The organism is Massilia sp. Mn16-1_5 (assembly GCF_004798585.1).
In the GTDB taxonomy this organism is placed as follows: Bacteria; Pseudomonadota; Gammaproteobacteria; order Burkholderiales; family Burkholderiaceae_D; genus Telluria.
Genome location: NZ_PPXQ01000001.1, coordinates 187,144 through 209,523 on the forward strand (window position 1 = coordinate 187,144; position 22,380 = coordinate 209,523).

Consider the following 22,380-nt stretch of genomic DNA (forward strand, 5'->3'; position numbering starts at 1 on the left):
TTTATTTACACGCAGCCATGAAGCTCCGCAGCAGCCGGTTGAAACTCCCCGGATGCGTCATGTTCATCCCGTGCGAGGCCCCGGCAATGGCGTGCTTCTCGGCGCGCGCGATCCAGTGCGCCAGCTGTTCGACGTTGTCGCGGTACATGCGCGGGCTACGCTCTCCCTCGATCAGCAGGGTCCGGCACCGGATATCGGCCGCCGCGGCGCGGGTATAAGCCGGGAGCGGATCGCGGAACTGCTTCGGCAGCGTCGCGGCGTTGGCGAGCGCCATCGCGCGAAAGGCCGGCGAACTCCTGCGCCAGATGCCGGGCATGCTCACCGAATCGACGAACATCTCCAGCCCCGCCTCGAATGCGCCGCCCTCGATCAGCTCGGCGACCCTGGCGCGCAGGGCGATCGTCTCCGGCGGCAGCGCGGCGTCCGGCTGGCCTTCGATATGCAAGGGGCCGCCCGGATCGGCCAGCGTCAGCGTCTTGACGAGGTGCGGACAGGCGCGCGCCAGCTGGAAGGCGACGCAAGCGCCGCGCGAATGCCCGACCAGGTGTACCGGACCGAGCTCCAGCGCGGTGATGAACTCCGCAAGTTCGTCCGCGTGCGCCTGCCAGCTGAACGAACGGGCCAGGCCGGCCTCGTCGGCCGGCCAGTAGTGGCTGAGGCTGACCGAGATGCAGCGGACATGTCTGGACAGGGCGGCGACCTGGACGCTCCAGTAGCGGTAATCGCACAGCGATCCGTGGACGAACAGCAGGGCTTCACCGGATCCGGTATCCGTGTAGGGAATCCGAAGTCCGGACGGGAGGGCGGCGAACGATAACCCGGAGGCAGCGCTCGCCGCCGTTTCGGTTCGTGCGTTCACGCATGACTCCTCATGTTGGCAGGGGCGTCAGTTTAGCAAAAACAGCACCGGTTCCGTTGCAGTAATCGCCCGCCGTCCGGGGTCAAACCCGAACCGAACCGCCTTGCTGGGAGCTGCCATGGCCATTACCAATCTGTCCGCCGGGACGAACGTCGAAGAAATCGCCGACGGCGTTTACCGGATCAATACGCCCGTGAACCTGGTACCGGGCGGCTTCTCGTTCAACCAGTACCTGGTCGTGGACGAGCAGCCGCTGCTGTTCCACACGGGTCCGCGCAAGATGTTCCCCTTGGTGCGCGAAGCGGTCGGGCACGTGATGCCGGCCGAGCACCTGCGCTTTCTCGCCTTGTCCCACTTCGAGGCGGACGAGTGCGGATCGCTGAACGAATGGCTGGCGGTGGCGCCGCATGCGGTGCCCTTGTGCAGCCGGGTGGCGGCGATGGTGTCGGTAAACGACGTGGCCGACCGGCCGGCGCTTGCGCTGGCCGACGGCGCCGCACTGAGTCTGGGCCGCCGCGCGGTGAAATGGCTCGATGCGCCGCACCTGCCGCATGGCTGGGAAACCGGCTTCCTGATGGATACCCTGAGCCGGACCCTGTTCTGCGGCGACCTGTTCACCCAGGGCGGTACCGGCGCGGCCGCGCTGACCACCCAGGACATCCTGGAAAACAGCGAGGCCTTCCGCCAGCCCATGGACTATTTTTCGCATTCGACCAACACCATGCAGTTGATCGAACACCTGGCGGGCGAAGCGCCGACGACCCTGGCCTGCATGCACGGCAGCGCCTGGAGCGGAGATGGCGCCGCGCTGCTGCGGGCGCTGGGAGAAAGACTGGTTGGAAACCCGGCACGGCAAGCGTGACTTCCCGCGCCGGGTCGGAGATGCGCTCAGGGCGCGTCGACCAGTATCTCGCTGATCTGGACGACGGGCTTCTGGTTGGTGTAGTTCGGAATGTCGCCCATGATCTCCTTCGTATGCGGGCCGAAGCCCGCCTGGAAGGCGTCCAGCGACTCGCAGAACAGGTGGCCCATCGCGATGTAGGGCGCATTCGCGTCCACCGTGCCGCCGGCCAGCGCGCGCTCGACCGTGTAGTACTTGCAGGTCTCGCCCATCAGCCGCTTCACCATCGGCATGTGCCGCTCGCGATAGTAGGCATCGTCGAAACGGGCGTCGGGGCCATTCGGATACATCACGCTTACCTTGATCATGATTTGTCTCCTATTCTGTGAGGGGAACCGCAGAGCCATCCTGCCCCGGCGCGCTGCACTTTGCAAGCGCCTTGTTGCATCATGCGCAACAAAAGCTCATCATGGACGGATCACCCGGCTTCCCTGAAAAGACCATGACCACGTCCCAGCCTGATCACCCCATCCTCGTCCACGACCGCGCGCAGACCGCCGCCTTGCTCGATTTCGCCGCACTGGTCGAGGCGCTCGCCCTCGCGGCGGCGCAGCTCGAGGCCGGCGCCATTCGCAGTCCGGAGCGGCTGGTGGTGCCGCTGGGCGCGGGCGCCGTGATGCTCAGCATGCCGGCCACGGCGGACGACATCGGCATCCACAAGCTGGTCAACGTGCACCCCGGGAACGCCAGGTGCGGCCTGCCTACCATCCACGGCGCCGTCACCGTCTGCGACGCGGCGACGGGCCGGATCGTCTACGTGCTCGACGGTCCGGAAGTGACGGGCCGCCGTACCGCCGCCGTCACGCTGCTCGCGATGCGCCGGCTGCTGCCGGACGCGCCGCGCCATGTGCTGCTGATCGGGACCGGCACCCAGGCGCGCTATCACGTGCAGGCCTTGCAGGCGCTGCATCCGCAGGCCCAGGTCTGGGTGCAAGGACGAACAAGGGACGCCGCGCTGCGCTTTTGCGAGGAACATGCGCAGGTGCGGCCGCTCGACGCCTCGGCCCCCGTGATGGACGCGGTGGTGACGCTTACGACCAGTACCAAGCCGGTGTACGACGAGGCACCGCGCGTTGGGCGCCTGGTGGTCGGCGTCGGCGCCTTCAAACCGGAGATGGCGGAGCTGGGCGCCACGCTTCTCCGCGGCAGCGACCTGTATGCGGACGATCCGGCCGGCGCACGCCATGAGGCGGGCGACCTGCTGCGCGCCGGCGTAGACTGGTCCCAGGTGAAGTCGCTCGGCGCGCTGCTGCGCGGGCCGGTCGACCACGCGCGTCCGGCGGTCTTCAAGAGCGTCGGCACCGCCGCGTGGGACCTGGCCGCTGCGCGCGTGGCCTTGCGTACCCTGGCGAGCCGATAGGCAGCGCGCCCGAAAACCGGTCATTTTTCACACGGCTGAACTTTGTTTCGGATCGTGAAATTTGCGTCTCGTCAATCCCCGGTCTATATCCCGTTTCGCAAAAACTCTTTCCGTATCGCGAAACGGATGTGCCAAGTCATTGATTTGATGTTTAAAAAAGTTTTTACAACTCTTATATAAGACAGAAGATCTCCGGCCGTCCTGGCCTTATGATGAACTCATCCGATCGCAGTGCAGCAAAAGGCCGTTCGGCGATCAGGCAGTTTCGATTCATCTATCAATGGAGTGTCATCATGTCCCAGTACCAGAACGATATCCAGTCCATCACCGCCCTGAAAGACAAACAAGCCGGCTGGCATGCGATCAACCCGGAATCGGCGGCGCGCATGCGTGCCCAGAACCGCTTCCAGACCGGCCTCGATATCGCCCGCTATACCGCGGCGATCATGCGCCGCGACATGGCCGCCTACGATGCCGACCCGTCCCAGTACACGCAGTCGCTGGGCTGCTGGCACGGTTTCATCGGCCAGCAAAAGATGATCTCCATTAAGAAGCACTTCCAGAGCACGGAGCGCCGCTACCTTTACCTGTCGGGCTGGATGGTCGCCGCGCTGCGCTCGGAATTCGGTCCGCTGCCAGACCAGTCGATGCACGAGAAGACTGCCGTCGCCGCGCTGATCAAGGAACTCTATACCTTCCTGCGCCAGGCCGATGCGCGCGAGCTGGGCGGCCTGTTCCGCCAGCTGGACGCGGCCGAAGGCCCGGCCAAAGCGGCCATCCAGGACAAGATCGACAACTTCGTCACCCACGTGGTGCCGATCATCGCCGACATCGACGCCGGCTTCGGTAACGCCGAGGCGACTTACCTGATGGCCAAGCAGATGATCGAAGCGGGCGCCTGCTGCATCCAGATCGAGAACCAGGTCTCGGACGAGAAGCAGTGCGGGCACCAGGACGGCAAGGTCACCGTGCCGCACGAGGACTTCCTGGCCAAGATCCGCGCCGTGCGCTACGCCTTCCTCGAACTGGGCGTGGACGACGGCATCATCGTCGCCCGTACCGATTCGCTGGGCGCGGGCCTGACCAAGCAGATCGCCTACACCCGCGAACCGGGCGACCTGGGCGACCAGTACAACAGCTTCCTCGACTGCGAAGAGGTGTCGGCCGATGCGCTGGGCAACGGCGACGTCGTGATCAAGCGCGACGGCCAGCTGCTGCGTCCGAAGCGCCTGCCGAGCAACCTGTTCCAGTTCCGCGAAGGCACCGGCGAAGCACGCTGCGTCCTCGACTGCATCACCTCGCTGCAGAACGGCGCCGACCTGCTGTGGATCGAAACCGAGAAGCCGCACATCGCCCAGATCGGCGGCATGGTCAAGGAGATTCGCAAGGTCATCCCGAACGCCAAGCTGGTCTACAACAACAGCCCGTCCTTCAACTGGACCCTGAACTTCCGCCAGCAGGTCTACGACAGCATGAAGGGCGAGGGCGCCGACGTCTCGCGCTACGAGCGTTCGCAGCTGATGAGCGCCGAGTACGACGACACGGAACTGGCGCGCGAAGCGGACGAGCGCATCCGCACCTTCCAGGCCGACGCGGCGCGCGAAGCGGGCATCTTCCATCACCTGATCACGCTGCCGACCTACCACACGGCCGCGCTCTCGACCGACAACCTGGCCAAGGAATACTTCGGCGAGCAGGGCATGCTGGGCTACGTGGCGGGCGTGCAGCGCAAGGAGATCCGCGAGGGCATCGCCTGCGTCAAGCACCAGAATATGTCGGGCTCGGACATCGGCGACGACCACAAGGAATACTTCAGCGGCGAAGCGGCGCTGAAGGCCTCGGGCGCGCTTAATACGATGAACCAGTTCTAAGCCGGCGGTCATCCACGGGCCCGCGCATGCGGGCCTTTTTTATCGGCGGCTTATCGATACAGCGAGGAATCCAGATGAGTAATATGAACCATGAACTGCAGCACCTGCATGCGTTGACCGGGCTTGAAGCGCGGTCCATTGGCCGCGTCGGCATCGTCGGCGCAAGCGCCATCGGTATCGCCATCGCCATCCAGCTGCTGGATGCGGATGTCCCGGTCACCCTCTACGAGTCCGACCCGGCGGCCCTGGGTGTCGCCCTGGCGCAGATCCGCTCGGGGTGGGTGGACACGCAGGACCGGCGCCTGGCGCTGCTGGCGGGAACGGTCAACTTCCATCACCTGAAGGATGCCGACCTGGTGGTCGACGCCACCGCAACGTCCGGCCGCGAAGCGCTGTTTCAGCGGCTCGACCAGATTGCGAAACACGGCGCGATCATGGCGACGGCAGCGGCCGACACCGGCGTTGATGGGCTGGCACGCGCCACCCGCCGTCCCGGCGACGTACTCGGCCTGAGGGTGAATGGCGGGCCGACCTGGGAGCTGCTGCCGGGCAGGGAAACGTCCGGCGCGGCGCTGGCCACCGTGAGTGGCCTGGCGCGCCGGGTGCAGGGGCCGGCCGCCGCCTGAAACCGATAGCGCGCCTGCGCGTCAGGCGCGCTTGCGGCGCACCGCGCCGATGCCGCAGCCTGGGCCCGTGAAGCCGGCGAACTGGCAGGCGACTTCGTTTCCAAGGCTGCCATACGGGTAGCTGATCGTGCTGGTATTCGTGAGGCCCAGCTCGATACGGGTGCTCGGGGACAGGCGCGCACCGTCAGCCAGGGAGAAATAGTTCTCGTCCAGTCCGCGGACTGGCGTTGCCAGCAGGCGCAAGCCGTCGGGCTGCATGAAGCTCTAGATGCCCGCGCGAAACGGATGTAAGCAATTCCGACAGAAATGCATGCAAGCCGCATGGGCCGCGCCGGCCTATCGAGGTGCGGGCGGAGACCAGCGCGAGATCGGGGCGATGTCGGCCGGGCGCAGTTTGGTCCTGTCGTTCGGCGACACATAAAACTGGATGCCGCCGCCGCTGCCGAACTGGGGATTGGCCAGCGCCGTGCCGCGCGCGGCGCACAGCCGCTCGAGGACGTGGAAGGCGCGCACCTTGTCGCGCAGGCTGCGCGGCTGGCCGTGTTCGTCCCGGCCCGGTTCAAGGGTCACCTGCACCAGCGCGTAATACCGGACCTGGCTGCCCGCGGCCTCGCGCAGCGTGTCTTCCAGGACCGCGAAGCCGGGCGGCGCGCCCGGCGTCAGCGAATACAGGACCGTACCCGCGTCGACCGCGACGTTGCCATAGTCGTCCTTGCCGACATAGGGATTGGACGGGTTGGCGGCCGTCACGCCCTGGGTTGCCCGCGCCTCGGCGGCAGGATCCTTGCCGTAGCAGGCGCCGTCGCCAGCTGCCTGCGACGAGAGGCGCGGTCCGCTGCAGGCGGCCAGCAACAGGGCCAGGAGCGGCGCAGCTAAAGCCTTCGTCAGTCTTGATCGCATGATGGCGTCCTTCGCGCAAGGTGTTCCACGACGTATCGCGCGGCGCCGCGCCGATACCGCCAAGCGCCGAGCTGAATGGAAAGCGGGGAGGAGAGGGAGCATTTCGGCCGCGCCTCCAGCCTGCATCAAGCCTGTCCAGCGAGCGGCGTATGCGCGGCGAATGGCGCCGTTACGGGATCGGCCGGGCCGGGCAAGACGCGGAGATGTCGTGTACGATTGATTCATCCGCGGGTCCCCCCTCATGCAGATTCTTTATTGAGCGAAAAAAATTATGAGCACCGAAAGCAGCCTTAACGAAACCAACGACATCCAGCTGCGCGCCGACGCCCTCGAGTACCACCGCAGCCCGACGCGCGGCAAGATCGAGGTGGTCGCCACCAAGCCGCTGTCCAACCAGCGCGACCTGTCGCTGGCCTATTCGCCCGGGGTTGCCTACGCCTGCGAGGAGATCGCGGCCGACCCCGCCATGGCCGCCGAGTACACCTCGCGCGCCAACCTGGTGGCGGTGATCTCGAACGGCACCGCCGTCCTTGGCCTCGGCAACATCGGTCCGCTGGCCTCGAAGCCCGTCATGGAAGGCAAGGGCTGCCTGTTCAAGAAATTTGCCGGCGTCGACGTGTTCGACCTGGAGCTGGCGGAGAACGACCCGGATAAACTGGTCGAGGCGATCGCCATGCTGGAGCCGACGGTGGGCGGCATCAACCTCGAGGACATCAAGGCGCCTGAGTGTTTCTACATCGAGAAGCAGCTGCGCGAGCGTATGAACATCCCGGTCTTCCACGACGACCAGCACGGCACCGCGATCATTTCCAGCGCGGCGCTGCTGAACGCGCTGAAGGTGGTCGGCAAGGACATCGGCGCCATCAAGCTGGTGGCCTCGGGCGCCGGCGCGGCGGCGATCGCCTGCCTCGACATGATGGTGGTGCTCGGCGTGAAGCGCGAGAACATCTACGTCACCGATTCCCGCGGCGTGATCCACGTCGGGCGCGAAGCCAACATGGAAGCGAACAAGGCGCGCTATGCGCAAGCCACCGATGCGCGCACGCTGGCCGACATCGTCAAGGATGCCGACGTCTTCCTCGGCTGCTCAACCGCCGGCGTGCTCACCGGCGAGATGGTGAAAACCATGGCCGCGCAGCCGGTGATCCTGGCGCTGGCCAATCCCGAGCCGGAGATCCGTCCCGAGGTGGCAAAGGCGGCGCGCCCGGACTGCATCATCGCCACCGGCCGCTCGGACTATCCGAACCAGGTCAACAACGTCCTGTGCTTCCCCTACATCTTCCGCGGCGCCCTCGATTGCGGCGCGACCCGCATCACTGACGAGATGAAGCTGGCCTGCGTCAGCGCGATCGCCGAGCTGGCCGAGGTGGAAGCGAGCGAGGTCGTGGCCTCGGCCTACGAAGGGCAGGACCTGAGCTTCGGTCCCGACTACATCATCCCCAAGCCTTTCGATCCGCGGCTGCTGGCGGCGATCGCGCCGCGCGTGGCCGAAGCCGCCGCACGTTCCGGCGTGGCAGCGCGCCCGATCACCGACATGGCGGCCTACCGCGAGAAGCTGGCTCAGATGATCTATCACACCGGCTTCTTCATGAAGCCGGTGTTCGCCAAGGCCAAGGCCAACGGCCGCCGCGTGGCCTATGCCGAAGGCGCCGAGACGCGCGTGCTGCGCGCGGTGCAGACCGTGGTCGACGAGGGCCTCGCCAAACCGGTGCTGATCGGGGAGGGCGCGGCCATCGAGCGCGCCGTGCGCGAAGCCGGCCTGCGCCTCAAGCAGGGCGTCGACTACGAACTCGTCGAAGCCGAGGGCGACACCACCCTGCAGGGCACGCGCATGCTGAACAACGGCGAGGTCGACGCGCTGATCTGCGGCATGCAGGGCGGCTACGACAGCCACCTGCGCCACGTGCAGAGCGAGATCGGTCTCGCGCCCGGGGCCGAGGTGATGGCGGCCATGAACGCGCTGGTGCTCGACAAGCTGACCCTGTTCATCGCCGATACCTACGTCAACGACCAGCCCAGTAGCCGTGAGCTGGCGGCGATCGCGCGCATGGCGGCCGGCGAACTGCGCCAGTTCGGCCTCGAGCCGAAAGTGGCGCTGCTCTCTCACTCCTCGCAGGGTTCGTCGGAACGGCCGTCGGCACGCCGCATGCGCGAGGCGCGCGCCCTGCTGGCGCAGGAGGCGCCCGAGCTGGCGGTGATCGGCGAGGTCCACGGCGACGCCGCGCTGTCGGAAGACATCCGCGAACTGTATGCGATCGACAATGCCTTCGCCGGCAGCGCCAACCTGCTCGTCGCGCCTTCGCTGGATGCGGCCAACATCCTGTTCAATGTGCTCAAGGTGGCGGCCGGCAAGGGCGTCACCGTCGGCCCGATCCTGCTGGGCGCGGCCAAGCCGGTGCACATCCTGAGCCCGAGCGCGACCGTGCGCCGCATCGTCAACATGACCGCGCTGGCGGCGTCCGGTATCAGGCAGGAAGGCTGAACGTCTAGGCGTCGGCCCCGGCGCGCGCCTGCCGCACCAGGGCGGCGTGCTCGCGGTCCTTGAAGCGCTGCACCAGTTCGGCGAAGGACATGGGCCGCCCGAACAGGAAGCCCTGCGCGTACTCGACCCCGCGTTCGCGCAGGAAAGCGGACTGCGCTTCGCTTTCGATGCCCTCGGCGATCATGCGCAGGCCCATCGAGCGCGCCATCGCGATGATGTGGCCGACCACGAGGCTGATCGGGGCGCCGGTGCCGATCGCCTCGATGAAGGAGCGGTCGATCTTGAGGAAGTCGAGGTCGAGCGACTCGAGGTAGGACAGGCTCGAGTAGCCGGTGCCGAAGTCGTCGATCGCGACTTCGATGCCGCGCTCGCGCAAGCTGCCGATCACCTCGCGCGCGGAGCTCAGGTTGAGGAAGCCGCGCTCGGTGATCTCGACGATCAGGTTTGCGGGCTGGGCGCCGCACTCCTTCAGCATGGCGCACAGGCGCTCGACGATCGCGCATGAATGCAGGTCGTCGGCCGACAGGTTGAGGGCGATGTGGAAGTCCGGGTGCACCGCCAGGAAATGGCCGGCCTCGTGGGCAACCAGGCGCAGCACCCGTTCCGTGATCCTGGTGATCAGCTTCGCTTCTTCGGCCACCGGGATGAAGAGGTCGGGTCCGACCAGGGTGCCGTCGGCGCGGCGCCAGCGCAGCAGGGCTTCGGCGCCGACCCATTCGCCGGTCTGCAGCCTGACGATGGGCTGGAAGCACAGGAAGAATTCGTCGCGGCGCAACGCGCTCCGGAGGGCTGCTTCCATCGACAGCTGGCGCCGCGCCAGCAGCAGGATCGCCAGCGCCATCACCAGGCCGGCTACCAGGGCGGCCGGCACCAGGCGCTTCGCGATGGCGGCGGCGCGCCGGTCCAGCTCCGCCAGCGGGACGGCGGCGACGGCGACGAATTGCGTCTTGTGCGAACGGAGCACCGACACGACGAAGTGCCCATCGCTGAAACGCGCCTCGAAACCCTTGTCAAGCCGTTGCAGCCAGGCCGGGTTGACCGGCCCGCGGGCGATCGGTTGGCCCAGGCCGCCGACGTGCAGCGCACCCAGCGCGACGCCGGGCACGTCGGTCCAGACGTCGATCGGCAGGTCGCGGTGGATCAGGGCGACCTGGTCGTCGCGTCCCACCGCCATCAAGGGTAGCTGGCCCGGCCGGCTGAGGGGAATGTCTTGGTAGATGGTGACGCCGGCCGCGGTGCGAAAGCCAGGCGGGCCCAAGGCCAGTGGCGCGCCGCCCATCGACGAGCAGACGACGCTGCCGTCGCGCACGTAGCCGACGGCCTGCAGGTAGCTCGAACCGAGATCGATCTGGCGCATCAGGTCCAATGATTCGGCGGAGCACGGGGCGAAGCCGGACTGCTTGAGCTGGCGGAAGGCGGCGTCGATCTGCTGCGCGGTGCCGTCGGTACGGCGCAGCACATCCGCCGCGTAGCGCCGCACCTGCTCGGATTCGGCCGTGTAGGCCTGGCGCCGCGCTTCCTGCAGCGCGAGCCAGGGCGGCAGCGCCACCACTGCCAGCGCCGCCAGTATCGTCAAGGCCATCCCGATGCGTGCGCGCATGCTCTCCCCCTGGACTGAGTGGCGCAGCGGCTCGCCACTGCCCGGTCCATGTGGGCGAAGCCGATTCCGCAGTATAGCCCTCCGTATGCGCACCGCATGCCTGTCTTTACATCTTTTTGTCTGTGGATACAAAAAGCGTAGAATCGCCTTCATTGTTCCTCACACCACAACAATGGATCGCTTCCTTGAAATGCAGGTGTTCAGCAACGTCGTCGATGCCGGCAGTTTCACGGGCGCCGCCGAGGTGCTCGGCATGTCGAAGGCGGCCGTCTCGCGCCACGTGGCCGAGCTCGAGGAGCGGCTCGGGGTACGCCTGCTGCACCGGACCACGCGCAAGCTGTCGCCGACCACGGAAGGCGAGATTTTTCACGCGCGCTGCCGCGAACTGCTGGCCAACCTGCTGGAAGCCGAGGCCGAGATCACCGCGCGCAGCGGCGAAGCGGCCGGGCTGCTGAAACTGAACGTGCCGGTCAGCTTCGGCCTGATGCATCTCGCAGGACTGTGGCCGGCCTTCCTGGCGCGCCATCCGAAGCTCCTGCTCGACATCACCTTGTCCGACCGCGTGGTCGACCTGGTCGAGGAGGGCTTCGATTGCGCCGTGCGCATCGGCCAGCTGCCCGCGTCCACCCTGATCAGCCGCCGGCTTGCCTCCACGCGCCTGGTGCTGTGCGCTTCGCCGGGCTACCTGAAGCGGCGCGGGGAGCCAGTGCAACCGTCCGACCTGCCGGCCCACGACGTGATCTCATACAGCCTGTTTTCAAGCGGCGAGAACTGGAGCTTCACCGGGCCGGGAGGCGAAGAGCAGTCCGTCAAGGTGCAACCACGGGTCCGCACGAACAGCGGCGACACCTGCCGCGCCGCCGCCTTGCAGGACCAGGGCCTGATCCTGCAGCCGAGCTTTATCGTCGGCCCCGACCTGGCGGCGGGCACGCTGGTCGAGACCATGGCGGGCTACCGCTCGCGCGAACTGGGGATCTATGTGGTCTACCCCTCGCGGCGCTTCGTCGCGCCGAAGCTGCGCCTGCTGGTGGATTTCATGGTGGAGGCCTTCGCCAAGCCGGCCTGGGATTGATTGTTGCTCGTAGTGAGACAGTGTTGTCCAAAACGATGTATTTATCTCGCATGCCGATCCAATTAAGATGGATGCCATGCTACTGAAAGAGGTAAGGACCATGACCACGCTTCCCGCCATCTTCGTCTCCCACGGCTCGCCCATGCTGGCCCTGCAGGACAGTCCTGCGCGCCGCTTCCTGGAAAGCCTCGGCCGGACACTGCCGCGCCCGAAAGCCATCCTCGTCGTTTCCGCCCACTGGGAGACGCTGCACGGTCCCGCCGTCAGCCTCGCGACGCAACCCGACACCATCCACGACTTCGGCGGCTTCCCGCGCGCCCTGTTCGAGATGCAGTATCCGGCGCCCGGCGCGCCCGAGGCCGCCGAACGCGCCGCCAGGCTGCTCGAAGCGGCCGGCATCGTGGTCGGCCGCAGCAGCACGCGCGGCCTCGACCACGGCGCCTGGGTGCCGCTGCGCCTGATGTATCCCGAGGCGGACATCCCCGTCGCTCAGGTCTCGATCGTGCGCGGCGCCGGCCCGGCCGAGCACGAAAAGATGGGACGCGCGCTGGCGGAACTGCGCAAGGAAGGGGTGCTGGTGTTCGCATCGGGCTCGCTGACCCACAACCTGTACGAATTCCGCGGCCAGGCGGTCGATGCGCCGGCCCCGGCCTGGGTCAGCGACTTCGCCGCCTGGATGAAGGACCGCATCGAGGCCGACGACCGCGCCGCCTTGCTCGACTACCGCAAGGCCGCCCCGTTCGCGGCCGAGAACCATCCGACCGACGAACACCTGTTGCCCCTGTTCGTCGCGCTGGGCGCCGGCGGCGAGGGCGCGCATGCGACCCGGCTGCATGCGAGTTTCGAACACGGCGTGCTGGCGATGGACGCCTACGCCTTCAACTGATCCACAACGACGTACTTAACCAAGAGGATTCATCATGCAAACCACGACCGCCCAAACCCTCGCCACCCACGACGACAGCGGCAAGCTGCTGCTGCGCGCCGTCCTCGCGATCCTGATCCTGTTCCACGGCGTCTCCAAGCTGATGGGCGGTATCGGTCCCATCGTCGGCATGGTGGAAAAGGCCGGCCTGCCGTCGATCTTCGCCTACGGCGTCTACGTCGGCGAAGTGATCGCGCCGCTCCTGATCCTGGTCGGCGTGTTCACCCGTCCGGCGGCGCTCATCGTGGCCATCAACATGGTCGTGGCGCTGCTGCTGGCCCACACCAGCCAGTTCTTCACCATGGGCCAGACCGGCGGCTGGGCGCTCGAACTGCAGGGCATGTACCTGGCCGGCGCGCTGGCGGTGGCGCTGCTGGGGGCGGGCCGCTACAGCCTGGGCGGCATCCACGGCCGGTATAACTGAGGAAGCACCTGCACGGCGGGCGCGCAGGGAGTATGATCATGTTCTCAACCAAACACAGGACCTGATGAACATGACGACGTCCAGCTATCCCGATACCCGCCTGCTGATCGCCAACGAATGGCAGGAAGCCAGCGGCGGCAAGACCATCCCCGTCGTGAACCCGGCGACGGGCCAGCAGATCGGCACCGTGGCCCACGCCTCGGTCGCCGACCTGGACCGCGCGCTCGCCGCCGCCCAGCAGGGCTTCGAGACCTGGCGCGCCGTGCCCGCCTTCGAGCGCGCCGCCATCATGCGCCGCGCCGCGCAGCTGCTGCGCGAACGCGCCGGCGACATCGCGCGCCTGCTGACGCAAGAGCAGGGCAAGCCGCTGGTCGAAGCCAAGGGTGAAACGCTCGCCGGCGCCGACATCATCGACTGGTTCGCCGCCGAAGGCATGCGCGTGTACGGCCGCATCGTCCCTTCGCGCAATCCCGCTGCCCAGCAGCTGGTGCTGAAGGAGCCCGTCGGCCCGGTCGCGGCCTTCACGCCCTGGAACTTCCCGATCAACCAGATCGTCCGTAAACTCGGCGCGGCGCTCGGCACCGGCTGCTCCTTCCTGTGCAAGGCGCCCGAAGAGACCCCGGCCTCGCCGGCGGCGCTGCTGCAGTGCTTCGTCGACGCCGGCATTCCGCCGGGCGTGGTCGGCCTGGTGTTCGGCGATCCGGCCGAGATCTCGAGCTACCTGATCCCGCACCCGGTCATCCGCAAGGTCACCTTCACCGGCTCGACTCCGGTCGGCAAGCAGCTGGCCGCCCTGGCCGGCGCCCACATGAAGCGCGTGACGATGGAGCTGGGCGGCCACGCGCCGGTGATCGTCGCGGAGGATGCCGACGTGGCGCTGGCCGTGAAAGCGGCCGGCGGCGCCAAGTTCCGCAATGCCGGCCAGGTCTGCATCTCGCCGACCCGCTTCCTGGTGCACAACGCGGTCAAGGAAGAATTCACCCGCGCCTTCGTCGCCCACGCCGAGCGCATCAAGCTGGGCAACGGCCTGGAAGAGGGCACCACCCTCGGTCCGCTGGCCAATGCGCGCCGTCTCACCGCCATGGCCAAGGTCGTCGAAGACGCGCAGGCCAAGGGCGCCAAACTCGCCTTCGGCGGTGCGCGCGTCGGCGACGCCGGCAACTTCTTCGCGCCGACCATCCTGGCCGACGTGCCGCTGGAAGCGAGCGTGTTCAACGACGAGCCTTTCGGTCCGGTCGCCGCGATCCGCGGTTTCGACAGCCTCGACGACGCGATCAATGAAGCGAACCGCCTGCCGTACGGCCTGGCCGGCTATGCCTTCACGCGCTCGATCAGGAACGCGCACCAGCTGATGAACCGCGTCGAAGTCGGCATGCTGTGGATTAACCAGCCGGCCACCCCGAGCGCCGAGCTGCCCTTCGGCGGCATCAAGGATTCGGGCTACGGCACCGAAGGCGGTCCGGAGGCGATGGAGGCCTACCTGAACACCAAGGCGGTGTCGATGGTCGGCGTGTAAGCCGTCCCGCTTCGGCAGTAAAAAAAGGCCGCCGGCTGACCCCGGCGGCCTTTTTGCATTCGTGCAATAACGGTACACTGTCGGGATGATCTCGACCGACTCCTCTCTCGACCTCGCCGCCGGCGCCCTGAACCTGCTCGACTGCGGCGTCGTCGTCCTCGACGACGAACACCACATCGTCTTGTGGAACCGCTGGATGACGACGCGCTCGGGCCGTTCTTCGGCGCGCGTGTGCGGGCAGTCGCTGTTCACGGTCTTTCCCGAGCTGCGCGGCTCGCGCGTGGAGGCGGCGGTGCTGGCGGCGCTGGTTGACGGCAATGCGAAAACCGTCGCGCAAGGCCTGGAACGCTCGCCGTTCCCGCTGCGCGAGGCCGGCAACTTCGACGGCGCCCGCATCGAGCAGGCGGTGACCGTTTCGCCGCTGCGCGAAGGAGGCGCGACGCTGTGCATGATCGAGATCCGCGACGTCAGCGGCACCATCGACCGCGAGCGCCAGTTGCTCGAACACGCCGAATCGCTGCGCGCTCGTTCTTACGTGGACGGCCTGACCGGCATCCACAACCGCCGCTACTTCGACATGACCCTCGACCGCGAACTGCGCCGCGCCCAGCGCAATGGCGGCCCGCTGTCGCTGCTGCTGATGGATATCGATTCCTTCAAGGCCTACAACGACCACTTCGGCCACCAGCAGGGCGACACCTGCCTGATCACGGTGGCGCAGGCCCTGGCCGGCATGCTGAAACGCCCGGCCGACGTCGCCGCGCGCTACGGCGGAGAAGAGTTCGCCGCGATCCTGCCGGATACGACGGCGGAGCAGGCGGCCGGCGTGGCCGAGACGATTCGTCTCGATGTCGCCAAGCGCCGGCTGGCGCATGCGCCGGCGGCGGTCAAGGATCACGTCACGCTCAGCATCGGCGTAGCCAGCTTCAGCAAGGATGGCTTACACGAGCCGGCGCTGCTGATCGAGGCGGCGGACAAGGCGCTGTATGCAGCCAAGCGTGGCGGGCGTGATCGCGTCGTGGTGGACGGCGCAGGCTGAGACGGTCGTAGCGGAACGCTCAGCAGAACCCGTGGCGGCCGAGCGCCGTCTGCAGCTTGTGCTTGAAATCCGCATAATCGAGCGATTTATGGACGTATTCGACCGCACCCAGTGCGTCTGCGCGCATGCGGTCGGACAGCAGGTCGGAATTCGACAGGACGATGACGGGCGTCTTCGCCAGGGTCGGCTGCAGGCGGATCTCGCTGAGGACTTCGAAGCCGTCGACTTTCGGCATCTTGAGGTCGAGGACGACGACGTCGAATTCCCTGGACCGCAATTGCGTCAGGCCTTCGAAGCCGTCGCCGGCGGAGACGATGTCGTGTTCGATGCTGCAGTCTTTGAGGGCCTGGCGGGTCAGGGCGAGGTCGAGTACCTGGTCGTCGACGAGAAGAACTTTTTTGCGCATTCCAAAATTTTAAAAGGTCTGTGGGCGGACGGGAAGCGTGTGCGCGTTTGTGACGCGCGATGTCGTTTTTGGCCGACAGGGGGCGGATGGCGTCGGCGTAAAAAAAGCGTGGCCATCGAGGCCACGCTTTCTTCCCGGGCAGTGCCCGGGCTACGTTTCGATCACCGCACGTAGTCGATTTACGGCACGTACTTCCACGCGCCTTTTTCGATCTTGACCATCACCTGCGAGCGCTGGTCCAGGCCCTGGTGGTTGGTCGGGCTCATGTTGAAGATACCGTGCGCGGCCGGGACGTTCTTGAGGCCTTCCAGCGAGTCGCGCAGGGCGGCGCGGAATTCCTTGGTGCCCGGCTTGGCCTTCGGCAGCGCGGTCTTCGCGGCTTCCGCCAGCAGGATCTGGGCATCCCAGGCGTGGCCGCCGAAGGTCGAGACGCTGTCCTTGCCGAAGGAGGCGGTGTACTTGGTGGTGTAGGCCAGGGCCGATTTCTTGACCGGGTTCGCATCCGGCAGCTGGTTCGCCACCAGCATCGGGCCGACCGGGACGAAGGTGCCTTCGCAGTCGGCGCCGCAGACGCGCAGGAAGTCGCTGTTGGCCACGCCGTGGGTCTGGTAGATCTTGCCTTTGTAGCCGCGCTCGCGCAGCGCTTTTTGCGGCAGGGCGGCCGGGGTGCCGGAGCCGGCGATCAGGATCGCGTCCGGATTGGCCGCCATCAGTTTCAGGACCTGGCCGGTGACCGAGGTGTCGGTGCGGGCGAAGCGCTCGTTGGCGGCGATCTTGATTTTACGAGCCGGCATGTACTTCGCCACCTCGCCGTACCAGCCTTCGCCGTAAGCATCCGAGAAGCCGATGAAGCCCATGGTCTTCACGCCGTTGTTCGACATGTGGGTGGCGATCGCATTGGCCATCTGGCCGTCGTGCTGGGTGGTCTTGAAGACCCAGCGCCGCTTGGCGTCCATCGGTTCGACGATGCGCGAGGCGCCGGCGATGCTGATCAGGGGCGTCTCGGTTTCGGCCGCCACTTCCAGCATGGCCAGCGAGGTCGGGGTGATCGAGGAGCCGATCAGCACGTCGACCTTGTCCTCGGAGATCAGCTTGCGCGCATTCTTGACGGCCTGGGTCGCATCCGATGCGTCGTCCAGCACGATGTACTGCACCTTCTGGCCGGCGATCTCGGTCGGCAGCAGGCCGAAGGTGTTCTTTTCCGGGATGCCGAGCGAGGCGGCCGGGCCGGTGGTCGAGATCGAAACGCCGACCTTGATCTGCGCGTGTGCGCTGAAGGAAGCACCGAGGGCGGCGAGGGCGAGGATGCTGTGGCCGATGATGGTGAGGCGGGGAATGCGGGTCATGCCTGTCTCCTGATTATCGTGAAAAAGTCGCCGCGGCGAGGCGGCTCGCCATAGTATAGGCTGAGAGAGTAGAAAAAATGTCGGTTCCTCAACAGTTTTAGAATATCATTTATCCACGGTGGCTGAACAAGCGCTTACGGGCCTTATTAAATTTAACGACAAGGAGGGCCACACGGGCGGACGCGATGCGCGGACCGGCGAGGAGACACGCCAGGCCGCGGGCACCATCGGCAAGCCCCAGGCAGCGGTATGGATTTAACGATTTTCGCCATCCTCACCCAGGACGGCATCGCCAGCGGAGCCGTGTACGTGCTCCTTGCACTGGCACTGGTACTGGTGTTCTCGATCACGCGCGTGATCTTCATTCCCCTCGGCGAATTCCTCGCCTTCGGCGCCCTGACCATGGCGGCGCTGCAAAGCGGTAAGGTGCCGCAGAGCGCGGCCTTGCTACTGGTGCTCGGCGTCGCAACCTTCCTGCGCGAAGCCTGGACCACGCTGCGGGCCGCCGCCGGACAGGTCGACCGCGGCCGCGTGCTTGCCACGAGCTTCGCCAAGTTCGTACTGTTCCCGCTCGTCGTCGTCTTCGTCGCGCGTTCCGCCGAAGGCGCAAGCTGGCCGATGATCGCCCAGCTGCTGCTGACCTTCGCCATCGTCGCGCCAATGGGTCCGATGGTCTACCGCCTGGCCTTCCAGCCGCTGGCCGAGAGCACGGTGCTGGTGCTGCTGATCGTGTCGGTGGCCGTGCACATGGTGCTGCTGGGCGTGGGCCTCTACATCTTCGGCGCGGAAGGTTCGCGCACGACGGCCTTCAGCGACGCCGCCATCAACGTCGGCACGCTCACCATCTCCGGCCAGAGCATCGTCGTGATCGCGACCGCCTTGCTGCTGATCGGCGCGCTCTACCTGTATTTCGATCGTACCCTGTCGGGCAAGGCCCTGCGTGCGACCGCCGTGAATCGCCGCGGCGCGCGCCTGGTCGGCATCGGCACCGTGCAGGCAGGGCGCCTGGCCTTCCTGCTGGCTTCCTCGATCGGCACCCTGTGCGGCGTGCTGATCGCGCCGATCACCACCATCTATTACGACAGCGGCTTCCTGATGGGCCTGAAGGGCTTTGTCGGCGCCATTATCGGCGGCCTGGCCAGCTATCCGCTGGCGGCCGGCGGCGCGCTGCTGGTCGGACTGCTGGAAGCCTATTCCTCGTTCTACGCGAGCGCCCTGAAGGAGGTCATCGTCTTTACCCTGATTATTCCAGTGCTCGTATGGCGCTCGATTGCCCATCCCCAGGTCGACGAGGAGGAGGCATGATGCGTAAAATCGGACCATTGACCATCCTGGCCATCGCGGCCCTCGTGTTCGGCCTGCTGCCGCTGCCCGCCTACTGGGTCACGCTGGCCAACTACATCGGCCTTTACGCCATCGTCGCCCTCGGCCTGGTGCTGCTGACCGGCGTCGGCGGCCTCACTTCCTTCGGCCAGGCCGCCTTTGTCGGCCTCGGCGCCTACGCCACGGCTTATCTCTCGACCGCGCATGGCCTGTCTCCCTGGCTGGGACTGGTCATCGGCCTGGCCGTCACGGCCGCGTCGGCGCTGTTCATCGGCGCGATCATGCTGCGCCTGTCCGGCCACTACCTGCCGCTCGGGACCATCGCCTGGGGCCTGTCGCTGTACTACCTGTTCGGGAACATGGAATTCCTCGGCAAGTACGACGGCCTGGCCGGCATTCCGGCACTGAGCCTGTTCGGCCTCGATCTCGGTTCCGGCAACAGCATGTTCTTCCTGATCTGGGCGATCCTGCTGGTCTCCATCGCCTTGCTGCGCAACCTGCTCAACTCGCGCTCGGGCCGCGCGATCCGCGCCCTCAAGGGTGGCGGCCTGATGGCCGAAGCCATGGGCGTGAACACGGCGGCCATGAAGATCCGCATCTTCGTGATCGCCGCCTTGCTGGCGTGCGTCTCGGGCTGGCTCTACGCCCACCTGCAGCGCGCCGTGAACCCGTCGCCCTTCGGCCTGAACTCGGGCATCGAGTACCTGTTCATGGCCGTGATCGGCGGCGCCGGCTACCTGTGGGGCGCGATCCTGGGCGCGTTTGTCCTCACCGTGCTGAAGGACCAGCTGCAAAGCATCCTGCCGGGCCTGCTCGGCTCGAACGGCAACTTCGAGATCATCGTCTTCGGCATCCTGATGGTGATCCTGCTGCAGTACGCGCGCAACGGCATCTGGCCTTTCATCGCGCGCTGGCTGCCGCAGCGTCCCGAAGCCGTGGCGCCGGATGCGGCCGACAGCCTGCCGCGCCGCGCCATGCCGGAACCGGGCCAGCCGCTGCTGGTGATCGACAAGGCGCGCAAGCAGTTCGGCGGCCTGGTGGCCGTCAACGACATGGTCTTCACCGTCAACAGCGGCGACATCGTCGGCCTGATTGGGCCGAATGGCGCCGGCAAGTCGACCATGTTCAACCTGGTCACCGGCGTGCTGCCTGTAACGTCGGGCGAAATCCGCTTCCGCAGCGGCGGCGCATTGCAGCGCATCGATTCGCTGCCCTCGCGCGAGATCGTCCAGCTCGGCATCGGCCGCACCTTCCAGCATGTGCACCTGCTGCCCGAGATGACGGTGCTGGAGAACGTCGCGATCGGCGCCCACCTGCGTGCGAAGCACGGCGTGGTAGCCAGCAGCCTGTCGCTCGACCGCGGCGAGGAAAGCGCATTGCTGTTCGAGGCGCGCCGCCAGCTGGAACGCGTGGGCCTCGGCGGCATGCTGTACGAACAGGCCGGCAACCTGGCCCTGGGCCAACAGCGCATCCTCGAGATCGCGCGGGCGCTCTGCTGCGATCCGGCCCTGCTGCTGCTGGACGAACCGGCGGCCGGCCTGCGCTACAAGGAAAAGGAAGCGCTGGCGACCCTGCTGAAGAAACTGAAGGGCGAGGGCATGAGCATCCTGCTGGTGGAGCACGACATGGACTTCGTCATGAACCTGACCGACCGCCTGGTGGTCATGGAATTCGGTACCAAGATCGCACAGGGCGTGCCGAGCGAGGTGCAACAGGATCCGGCCGTGCTGGAAGCCTACCTGGGAGGGATCGAATAATGAGCGCGCCGATTCTCGAAGTAAAAGACCTGCACGTCGCCTACGGCAAGGTCGAGGCCCTGCACGGGCTGAACGTGAAAGTGGAAGCAGGCCAGATCGTGACCGTCATCGGCCCCAACGGCGCCGGCAAGTCGACCATGCTGAATGCGATCGCCGGCGCGCAGGTAGCGAACGCCTCGGCGCGCGGCGCGGTGCTGCTGCGTGGGTTGGACGTGAGCCGCTTTTCCGTAGAGGGCCGCGTCGGCCAAGGCATGAGCCTGGTGCCGGAAAGCCGCGACCTGTTCACCACCATGAGCGTCGAAGACAACCTGCTGCTGGGCAGCTATACGCGCTACAAACGGCGCGAGAAGGATTACGCGGCCCAGCTGGAATCCGTGTACGAACTGTTCCCGCGCCTGCGCGAGCGGCGCACGCAGGCGGCCGGCACCATGTCGGGCGGCGAGCGCCAGATGGTGGCGCTGGGCCGCGCGCTGATGGCCAAGCCGAGTCTCCTGATGCTGGACGAGCCGAGCCTAGGCCTGGCGCCGCTGATCGTCAAGGAGATCTTCCGCGTCATCGTGCGCCTGAAGGAGACCGGCGTCGGCATCCTGCTGGTCGAGCAGAACGCGCGCGCCGCGTTGCAGGCGGCAGACTACGGCTACGTGCTGGAAACCGGCGACGTCGTGATGGAAGGACCGGCGGCGCAGCTGGCAAACGATCCGAAGGTGATCGATACCTACCTTGGTCTGAACAAGAAGTCCGCCTGAAGGAGACGCGCATGGACGAGATTCGCTGCATCGGCGTGGTCGGCACCGGCACCATCGGCGCCAGCTGGGCCGCCTATTTCCTGGCGCGCGGCTTCGACGTCTCCGCAACCGACCCGATGCCGGGCGCGGAAGCGAAGCTGCGCGAGGCAGTGCGCGCGCACTGGCCCATCCTCACGCGGATGGGACTGGCCGCAGGCGCCTTGCCGGAGCGCCTGCGCTTTTCCAGCTCGCTGGCAGAAGCCCTGCAAGGCGTGCACTTCGTGCAGGAGAGCGGTCCCGAGCGCGAAGACCTGAAGCTGGCGCTGTTCCGCGAGATGGACGTGCTGCTGCCGCCGGATGTCATCCTGGCTTCGAGTTCGTCCGGCCTCCTGATGAGCAAGGTGCAGGGGGCGTGCACGCACCCGGAGCGCGTCGTGCTCGGCCACCCCTTCAATCCGCCGCACATGATTCCGCTGGTCGAAGTGCTCGGCGGCGCCTTGACCTCGCCCGAGACGGTCGAGCGCACCATGGCCTTCTACGCCGCCATCGGCAAGCGCCCGATCCTCGTGCGCAAGGAAGTGCCGGGCCATATCGCCAACCGCCTGCAGGCCGCGCTCTGGCGCGAAGCCTTTCACCTGGTGGAGCAGGGCGTGGCCACCGTGGCCGACGTCGACACGGCGATCGCCTACGGCCCGGGCCTGCGCTGGGCGCTGATGGGACCTTTCCTCAACATGCACCTGGGCGGCGGCGAGGGCGGCATCCGCCACATGCTCGACCACCTGGGCGCGCCGATCGAAAGCTGGTGGGACGATCTCGGCACCCCGCGCATCACCGAGGAGCTGAAGCAGCAGTTGACCGAGGGCGTGGCGGCCGCGCTGGAAGGACGCGACGGCGCCGCGCTGGCGCCCGCGCGCGATGCCCTGCTGGCCGGACTGATCGACGCCAAGAAGAACACGGACAAGCTTCCGTAGCCTGGGCACGCCGTGCCCAGGGTGACGCCGGCATCGTGCTGGCGCTGTCCTTCTTGAAACGAAGCCAACTCGGTGTAACATTCACGCGTGGGCTCGGAGAGCCCGGTGCACCCGTGGGCCAGGCCATTGGCCTGGCCCACTCCTCCGGAGAGACGGCATGTTCGACGCTTTGCTTGCAACGCTGGGAACGCTCGGTGTCCTGGCCAGTATCGCCTTCGGGATGCGCACATCCTCGGCGGCCACGACGGACGCTGCTCCGGCGCCGGAGGATGCGTCG

Annotated in this window: 21 protein-coding genes; 14 read left to right on the plus strand and 7 right to left on the minus strand. The window is 66.8% G+C overall.

Annotated elements, in window-relative coordinates:
- Position 1: 1 nt before the first annotated feature.
- Positions 2-859: an alpha/beta fold hydrolase gene (locus C2862_RS00830; RefSeq protein WP_136218217.1), complete on the minus strand. Its 858-nt coding sequence runs from the start codon at positions 857-859 to the stop codon at positions 2-4.
- Between the two features lie 118 nt (positions 860-977).
- Here C2862_RS00830 and C2862_RS00835 point away from each other — a divergent pair, with 118 nt between their 5' ends.
- Positions 978-1,721 (plus strand): MBL fold metallo-hydrolase, encoded by a 744-nt coding sequence (locus C2862_RS00835; RefSeq protein ID WP_136218218.1) that lies wholly within the window; start codon positions 978-980, stop codon positions 1,719-1,721.
- 26 nt (positions 1,722-1,747) lie between these two features.
- Here the strand turns inward: C2862_RS00835 and C2862_RS00840 are convergent, their stop codons facing one another.
- Positions 1,748-2,068, minus strand: a complete 321-nt coding sequence (locus C2862_RS00840) for an EthD family reductase (RefSeq protein ID WP_136218219.1) — start codon at positions 2,066-2,068, stop codon at positions 1,748-1,750.
- 134 nt (positions 2,069-2,202) lie between these two features.
- On the opposite strand from C2862_RS00840, the gene lhpI reads away from it, so the two are divergent.
- From lhpI to C2862_RS00855, 3 genes are all read left to right on the plus strand, one after another.
- Complete coding sequence (gene lhpI, locus C2862_RS00845) at positions 2,203-3,120, plus strand: bifunctional Delta(1)-pyrroline-2-carboxylate/Delta(1)-piperideine-2-carboxylate reductase (protein ID WP_136218431.1); 918 nt, start codon at positions 2,203-2,205, stop codon at positions 3,118-3,120.
- Positions 3,121-3,413: 293 nt separating this feature from the next.
- Positions 3,414-4,991, plus strand: a complete 1,578-nt coding sequence (locus C2862_RS00850) for an isocitrate lyase (RefSeq protein ID WP_136218220.1) — start codon at positions 3,414-3,416, stop codon at positions 4,989-4,991.
- A gap of 74 nt (positions 4,992-5,065) precedes the next feature.
- Positions 5,066-5,617, plus strand: coding sequence for a 3-hydroxyacyl-CoA dehydrogenase NAD-binding domain-containing protein (locus C2862_RS00855; protein ID WP_168709971.1), 552 nt, complete (start codon positions 5,066-5,068; stop codon positions 5,615-5,617).
- 21 nt (positions 5,618-5,638) lie between these two features.
- Here the strand turns inward: C2862_RS00855 and C2862_RS00860 are convergent, their stop codons facing one another.
- Both C2862_RS00860 and C2862_RS00865 read right to left on the minus strand, forming a co-directional pair.
- The gene (locus C2862_RS00860) at positions 5,639-5,875 is read right to left on the minus strand and encodes a hypothetical protein (protein WP_136218222.1); all 237 of its coding nucleotides are present in this window, start codon (positions 5,873-5,875) and stop codon (positions 5,639-5,641) included.
- Between the two features lie 78 nt (positions 5,876-5,953).
- On the minus strand, positions 5,954-6,517 hold the full coding sequence (locus C2862_RS00865; RefSeq protein ID WP_136218223.1) for a hypothetical protein: 564 nt from the start codon (positions 6,515-6,517) through the stop codon (positions 5,954-5,956).
- 271 nt (positions 6,518-6,788) lie between these two features.
- Between C2862_RS00865 and C2862_RS00870 the strand changes: the two genes are divergently transcribed.
- Entirely contained in the window at positions 6,789-8,999 is a 2,211-nt protein-coding gene (locus C2862_RS00870) for an NADP-dependent malic enzyme (RefSeq protein WP_136218224.1), read from the plus strand.
- 4 nt (positions 9,000-9,003) lie between these two features.
- Here C2862_RS00870 and C2862_RS00875 read toward each other — a convergent pair whose 3' ends face one another.
- Positions 9,004-10,599, minus strand: coding sequence for an EAL domain-containing protein (locus tag C2862_RS00875; RefSeq protein WP_168709972.1), 1,596 nt, complete (start codon positions 10,597-10,599; stop codon positions 9,004-9,006).
- A gap of 172 nt (positions 10,600-10,771) precedes the next feature.
- Here C2862_RS00875 and C2862_RS00880 point away from each other — a divergent pair, with 172 nt between their 5' ends.
- From C2862_RS00880 to C2862_RS00900, 5 genes are all read left to right on the plus strand, one after another.
- Positions 10,772-11,671 carry a LysR family transcriptional regulator gene (locus C2862_RS00880; protein ID WP_136218226.1) on the plus strand — a complete coding sequence of 300 codons (900 nt, stop codon included), beginning with the start codon at positions 10,772-10,774 and terminating at the stop codon, positions 11,669-11,671.
- A gap of 100 nt (positions 11,672-11,771) precedes the next feature.
- Positions 11,772-12,557 carry a dioxygenase gene (locus tag C2862_RS00885; protein WP_136218227.1) on the plus strand — a complete coding sequence of 262 codons (786 nt, stop codon included), beginning with the start codon at positions 11,772-11,774 and terminating at the stop codon, positions 12,555-12,557.
- 34 nt (positions 12,558-12,591) lie between these two features.
- Positions 12,592-13,020 carry a DoxX family protein gene (locus C2862_RS00890; RefSeq protein WP_136218228.1) on the plus strand — a complete coding sequence of 143 codons (429 nt, stop codon included), beginning with the start codon at positions 12,592-12,594 and terminating at the stop codon, positions 13,018-13,020.
- A gap of 70 nt (positions 13,021-13,090) precedes the next feature.
- Complete coding sequence (locus C2862_RS00895) at positions 13,091-14,536, plus strand: NAD-dependent succinate-semialdehyde dehydrogenase (RefSeq protein WP_136218229.1); 1,446 nt, start codon at positions 13,091-13,093, stop codon at positions 14,534-14,536.
- A gap of 85 nt (positions 14,537-14,621) precedes the next feature.
- Positions 14,622-15,575 (plus strand): GGDEF domain-containing protein, encoded by a 954-nt coding sequence (locus C2862_RS00900; RefSeq protein WP_136218230.1) that lies wholly within the window; start codon positions 14,622-14,624, stop codon positions 15,573-15,575.
- Between the two features lie 19 nt (positions 15,576-15,594).
- On the opposite strand, the gene C2862_RS00905 is transcribed toward C2862_RS00900, so the two are convergent.
- Together C2862_RS00905 and C2862_RS00910 are read right to left on the minus strand one after the other, a co-directional pair.
- Positions 15,595-15,981 (minus strand): response regulator, encoded by a 387-nt coding sequence (locus C2862_RS00905; protein WP_136218231.1) that lies wholly within the window; start codon positions 15,979-15,981, stop codon positions 15,595-15,597.
- Positions 15,982-16,160: 179 nt separating this feature from the next.
- Entirely contained in the window at positions 16,161-17,327 is a 1,167-nt protein-coding gene (locus C2862_RS00910) for an ABC transporter substrate-binding protein (RefSeq protein WP_136218232.1), read from the minus strand.
- Between the two features lie 249 nt (positions 17,328-17,576).
- Between C2862_RS00910 and C2862_RS00915 the strand changes: the two genes are divergently transcribed.
- From C2862_RS00915 to C2862_RS00930, 4 genes are read left to right on the plus strand one after another with little or no spacing between them, the layout of a single operon-like run.
- Complete coding sequence (locus tag C2862_RS00915; protein ID WP_136218233.1) at positions 17,577-18,632, plus strand: branched-chain amino acid ABC transporter permease; 1,056 nt, start codon at positions 17,577-17,579, stop codon at positions 18,630-18,632.
- Entirely contained in the window at positions 18,629-20,407 is a 1,779-nt protein-coding gene (locus tag C2862_RS00920) for an ATP-binding cassette domain-containing protein (protein WP_136218234.1), read from the plus strand. The genes C2862_RS00915 and C2862_RS00920 overlap by 4 nt, the downstream gene beginning before the upstream one ends.
- Positions 20,407-21,153 carry an ABC transporter ATP-binding protein gene (locus tag C2862_RS00925; RefSeq protein ID WP_136218235.1) on the plus strand — a complete coding sequence of 249 codons (747 nt, stop codon included), beginning with the start codon at positions 20,407-20,409 and terminating at the stop codon, positions 21,151-21,153. The genes C2862_RS00920 and C2862_RS00925 overlap by 1 nt, the downstream gene beginning before the upstream one ends.
- Positions 21,154-21,164: 11 nt before the next feature.
- Positions 21,165-22,103, plus strand: a complete 939-nt coding sequence (locus C2862_RS00930; protein ID WP_136218236.1) for a 3-hydroxyacyl-CoA dehydrogenase NAD-binding domain-containing protein — start codon at positions 21,165-21,167, stop codon at positions 22,101-22,103.
- Positions 22,104-22,380: the final 277 nt, after the last annotated feature.

What these genes read in the sequence shown, in the direction of transcription:
- C2862_RS00835 (WP_136218218.1), top strand. Translation starts at nt 978, where the DNA reads ATGGCCATTACCAATCTGTCCGCCGGGACGAACGTCGAAGAAATCGCC.
- C2862_RS00865 (WP_136218223.1), bottom strand. Translation starts at nt 6,517, where the DNA reads ATGCGATCAAGACTGACGAAGGCTTTAGCTGCGCCGCTCCTGGCCCTG.
- C2862_RS00885 (WP_136218227.1), top strand. Translation starts at nt 11,772, where the DNA reads ATGACCACGCTTCCCGCCATCTTCGTCTCCCACGGCTCGCCCATGCTG.
- lhpI (WP_136218431.1), top strand. Translation starts at nt 2,203, where the DNA reads ATGACCACGTCCCAGCCTGATCACCCCATCCTCGTCCACGACCGCGCG.
- C2862_RS00915 (WP_136218233.1), top strand. Translation starts at nt 17,577, where the DNA reads ATGGATTTAACGATTTTCGCCATCCTCACCCAGGACGGCATCGCCAGC.
- C2862_RS00855 (WP_168709971.1), top strand. Translation starts at nt 5,066, where the DNA reads ATGAGTAATATGAACCATGAACTGCAGCACCTGCATGCGTTGACCGGG.
- C2862_RS00900 (WP_136218230.1), top strand. Translation starts at nt 14,622, where the DNA reads ATGATCTCGACCGACTCCTCTCTCGACCTCGCCGCCGGCGCCCTGAAC.
- C2862_RS00905 (WP_136218231.1), bottom strand. Translation starts at nt 15,981, where the DNA reads ATGCGCAAAAAAGTTCTTCTCGTCGACGACCAGGTACTCGACCTCGCC.
- C2862_RS00850 (WP_136218220.1), top strand. Translation starts at nt 3,414, where the DNA reads ATGTCCCAGTACCAGAACGATATCCAGTCCATCACCGCCCTGAAAGAC.
- C2862_RS00910 (WP_136218232.1), bottom strand. Translation starts at nt 17,327, where the DNA reads ATGACCCGCATTCCCCGCCTCACCATCATCGGCCACAGCATCCTCGCC.
- C2862_RS00925 (WP_136218235.1), top strand. Translation starts at nt 20,407, where the DNA reads ATGAGCGCGCCGATTCTCGAAGTAAAAGACCTGCACGTCGCCTACGGC.
- C2862_RS00840 (WP_136218219.1), bottom strand. Translation starts at nt 2,068, where the DNA reads ATGATCAAGGTAAGCGTGATGTATCCGAATGGCCCCGACGCCCGTTTC.
- C2862_RS00860 (WP_136218222.1), bottom strand. Translation starts at nt 5,875, where the DNA reads ATGCAGCCCGACGGCTTGCGCCTGCTGGCAACGCCAGTCCGCGGACTG.
- C2862_RS00875 (WP_168709972.1), bottom strand. Translation starts at nt 10,599, where the DNA reads ATGCGCGCACGCATCGGGATGGCCTTGACGATACTGGCGGCGCTGGCA.
- C2862_RS00880 (WP_136218226.1), top strand. Translation starts at nt 10,772, where the DNA reads ATGGATCGCTTCCTTGAAATGCAGGTGTTCAGCAACGTCGTCGATGCC.
- C2862_RS00870 (WP_136218224.1), top strand. Translation starts at nt 6,789, where the DNA reads ATGAGCACCGAAAGCAGCCTTAACGAAACCAACGACATCCAGCTGCGC.
- C2862_RS00895 (WP_136218229.1), top strand. Translation starts at nt 13,091, where the DNA reads ATGACGACGTCCAGCTATCCCGATACCCGCCTGCTGATCGCCAACGAA.
- C2862_RS00930 (WP_136218236.1), top strand. Translation starts at nt 21,165, where the DNA reads ATGGACGAGATTCGCTGCATCGGCGTGGTCGGCACCGGCACCATCGGC.
- C2862_RS00890 (WP_136218228.1), top strand. Translation starts at nt 12,592, where the DNA reads ATGCAAACCACGACCGCCCAAACCCTCGCCACCCACGACGACAGCGGC.
- C2862_RS00920 (WP_136218234.1), top strand. Translation starts at nt 18,629, where the DNA reads ATGATGCGTAAAATCGGACCATTGACCATCCTGGCCATCGCGGCCCTC.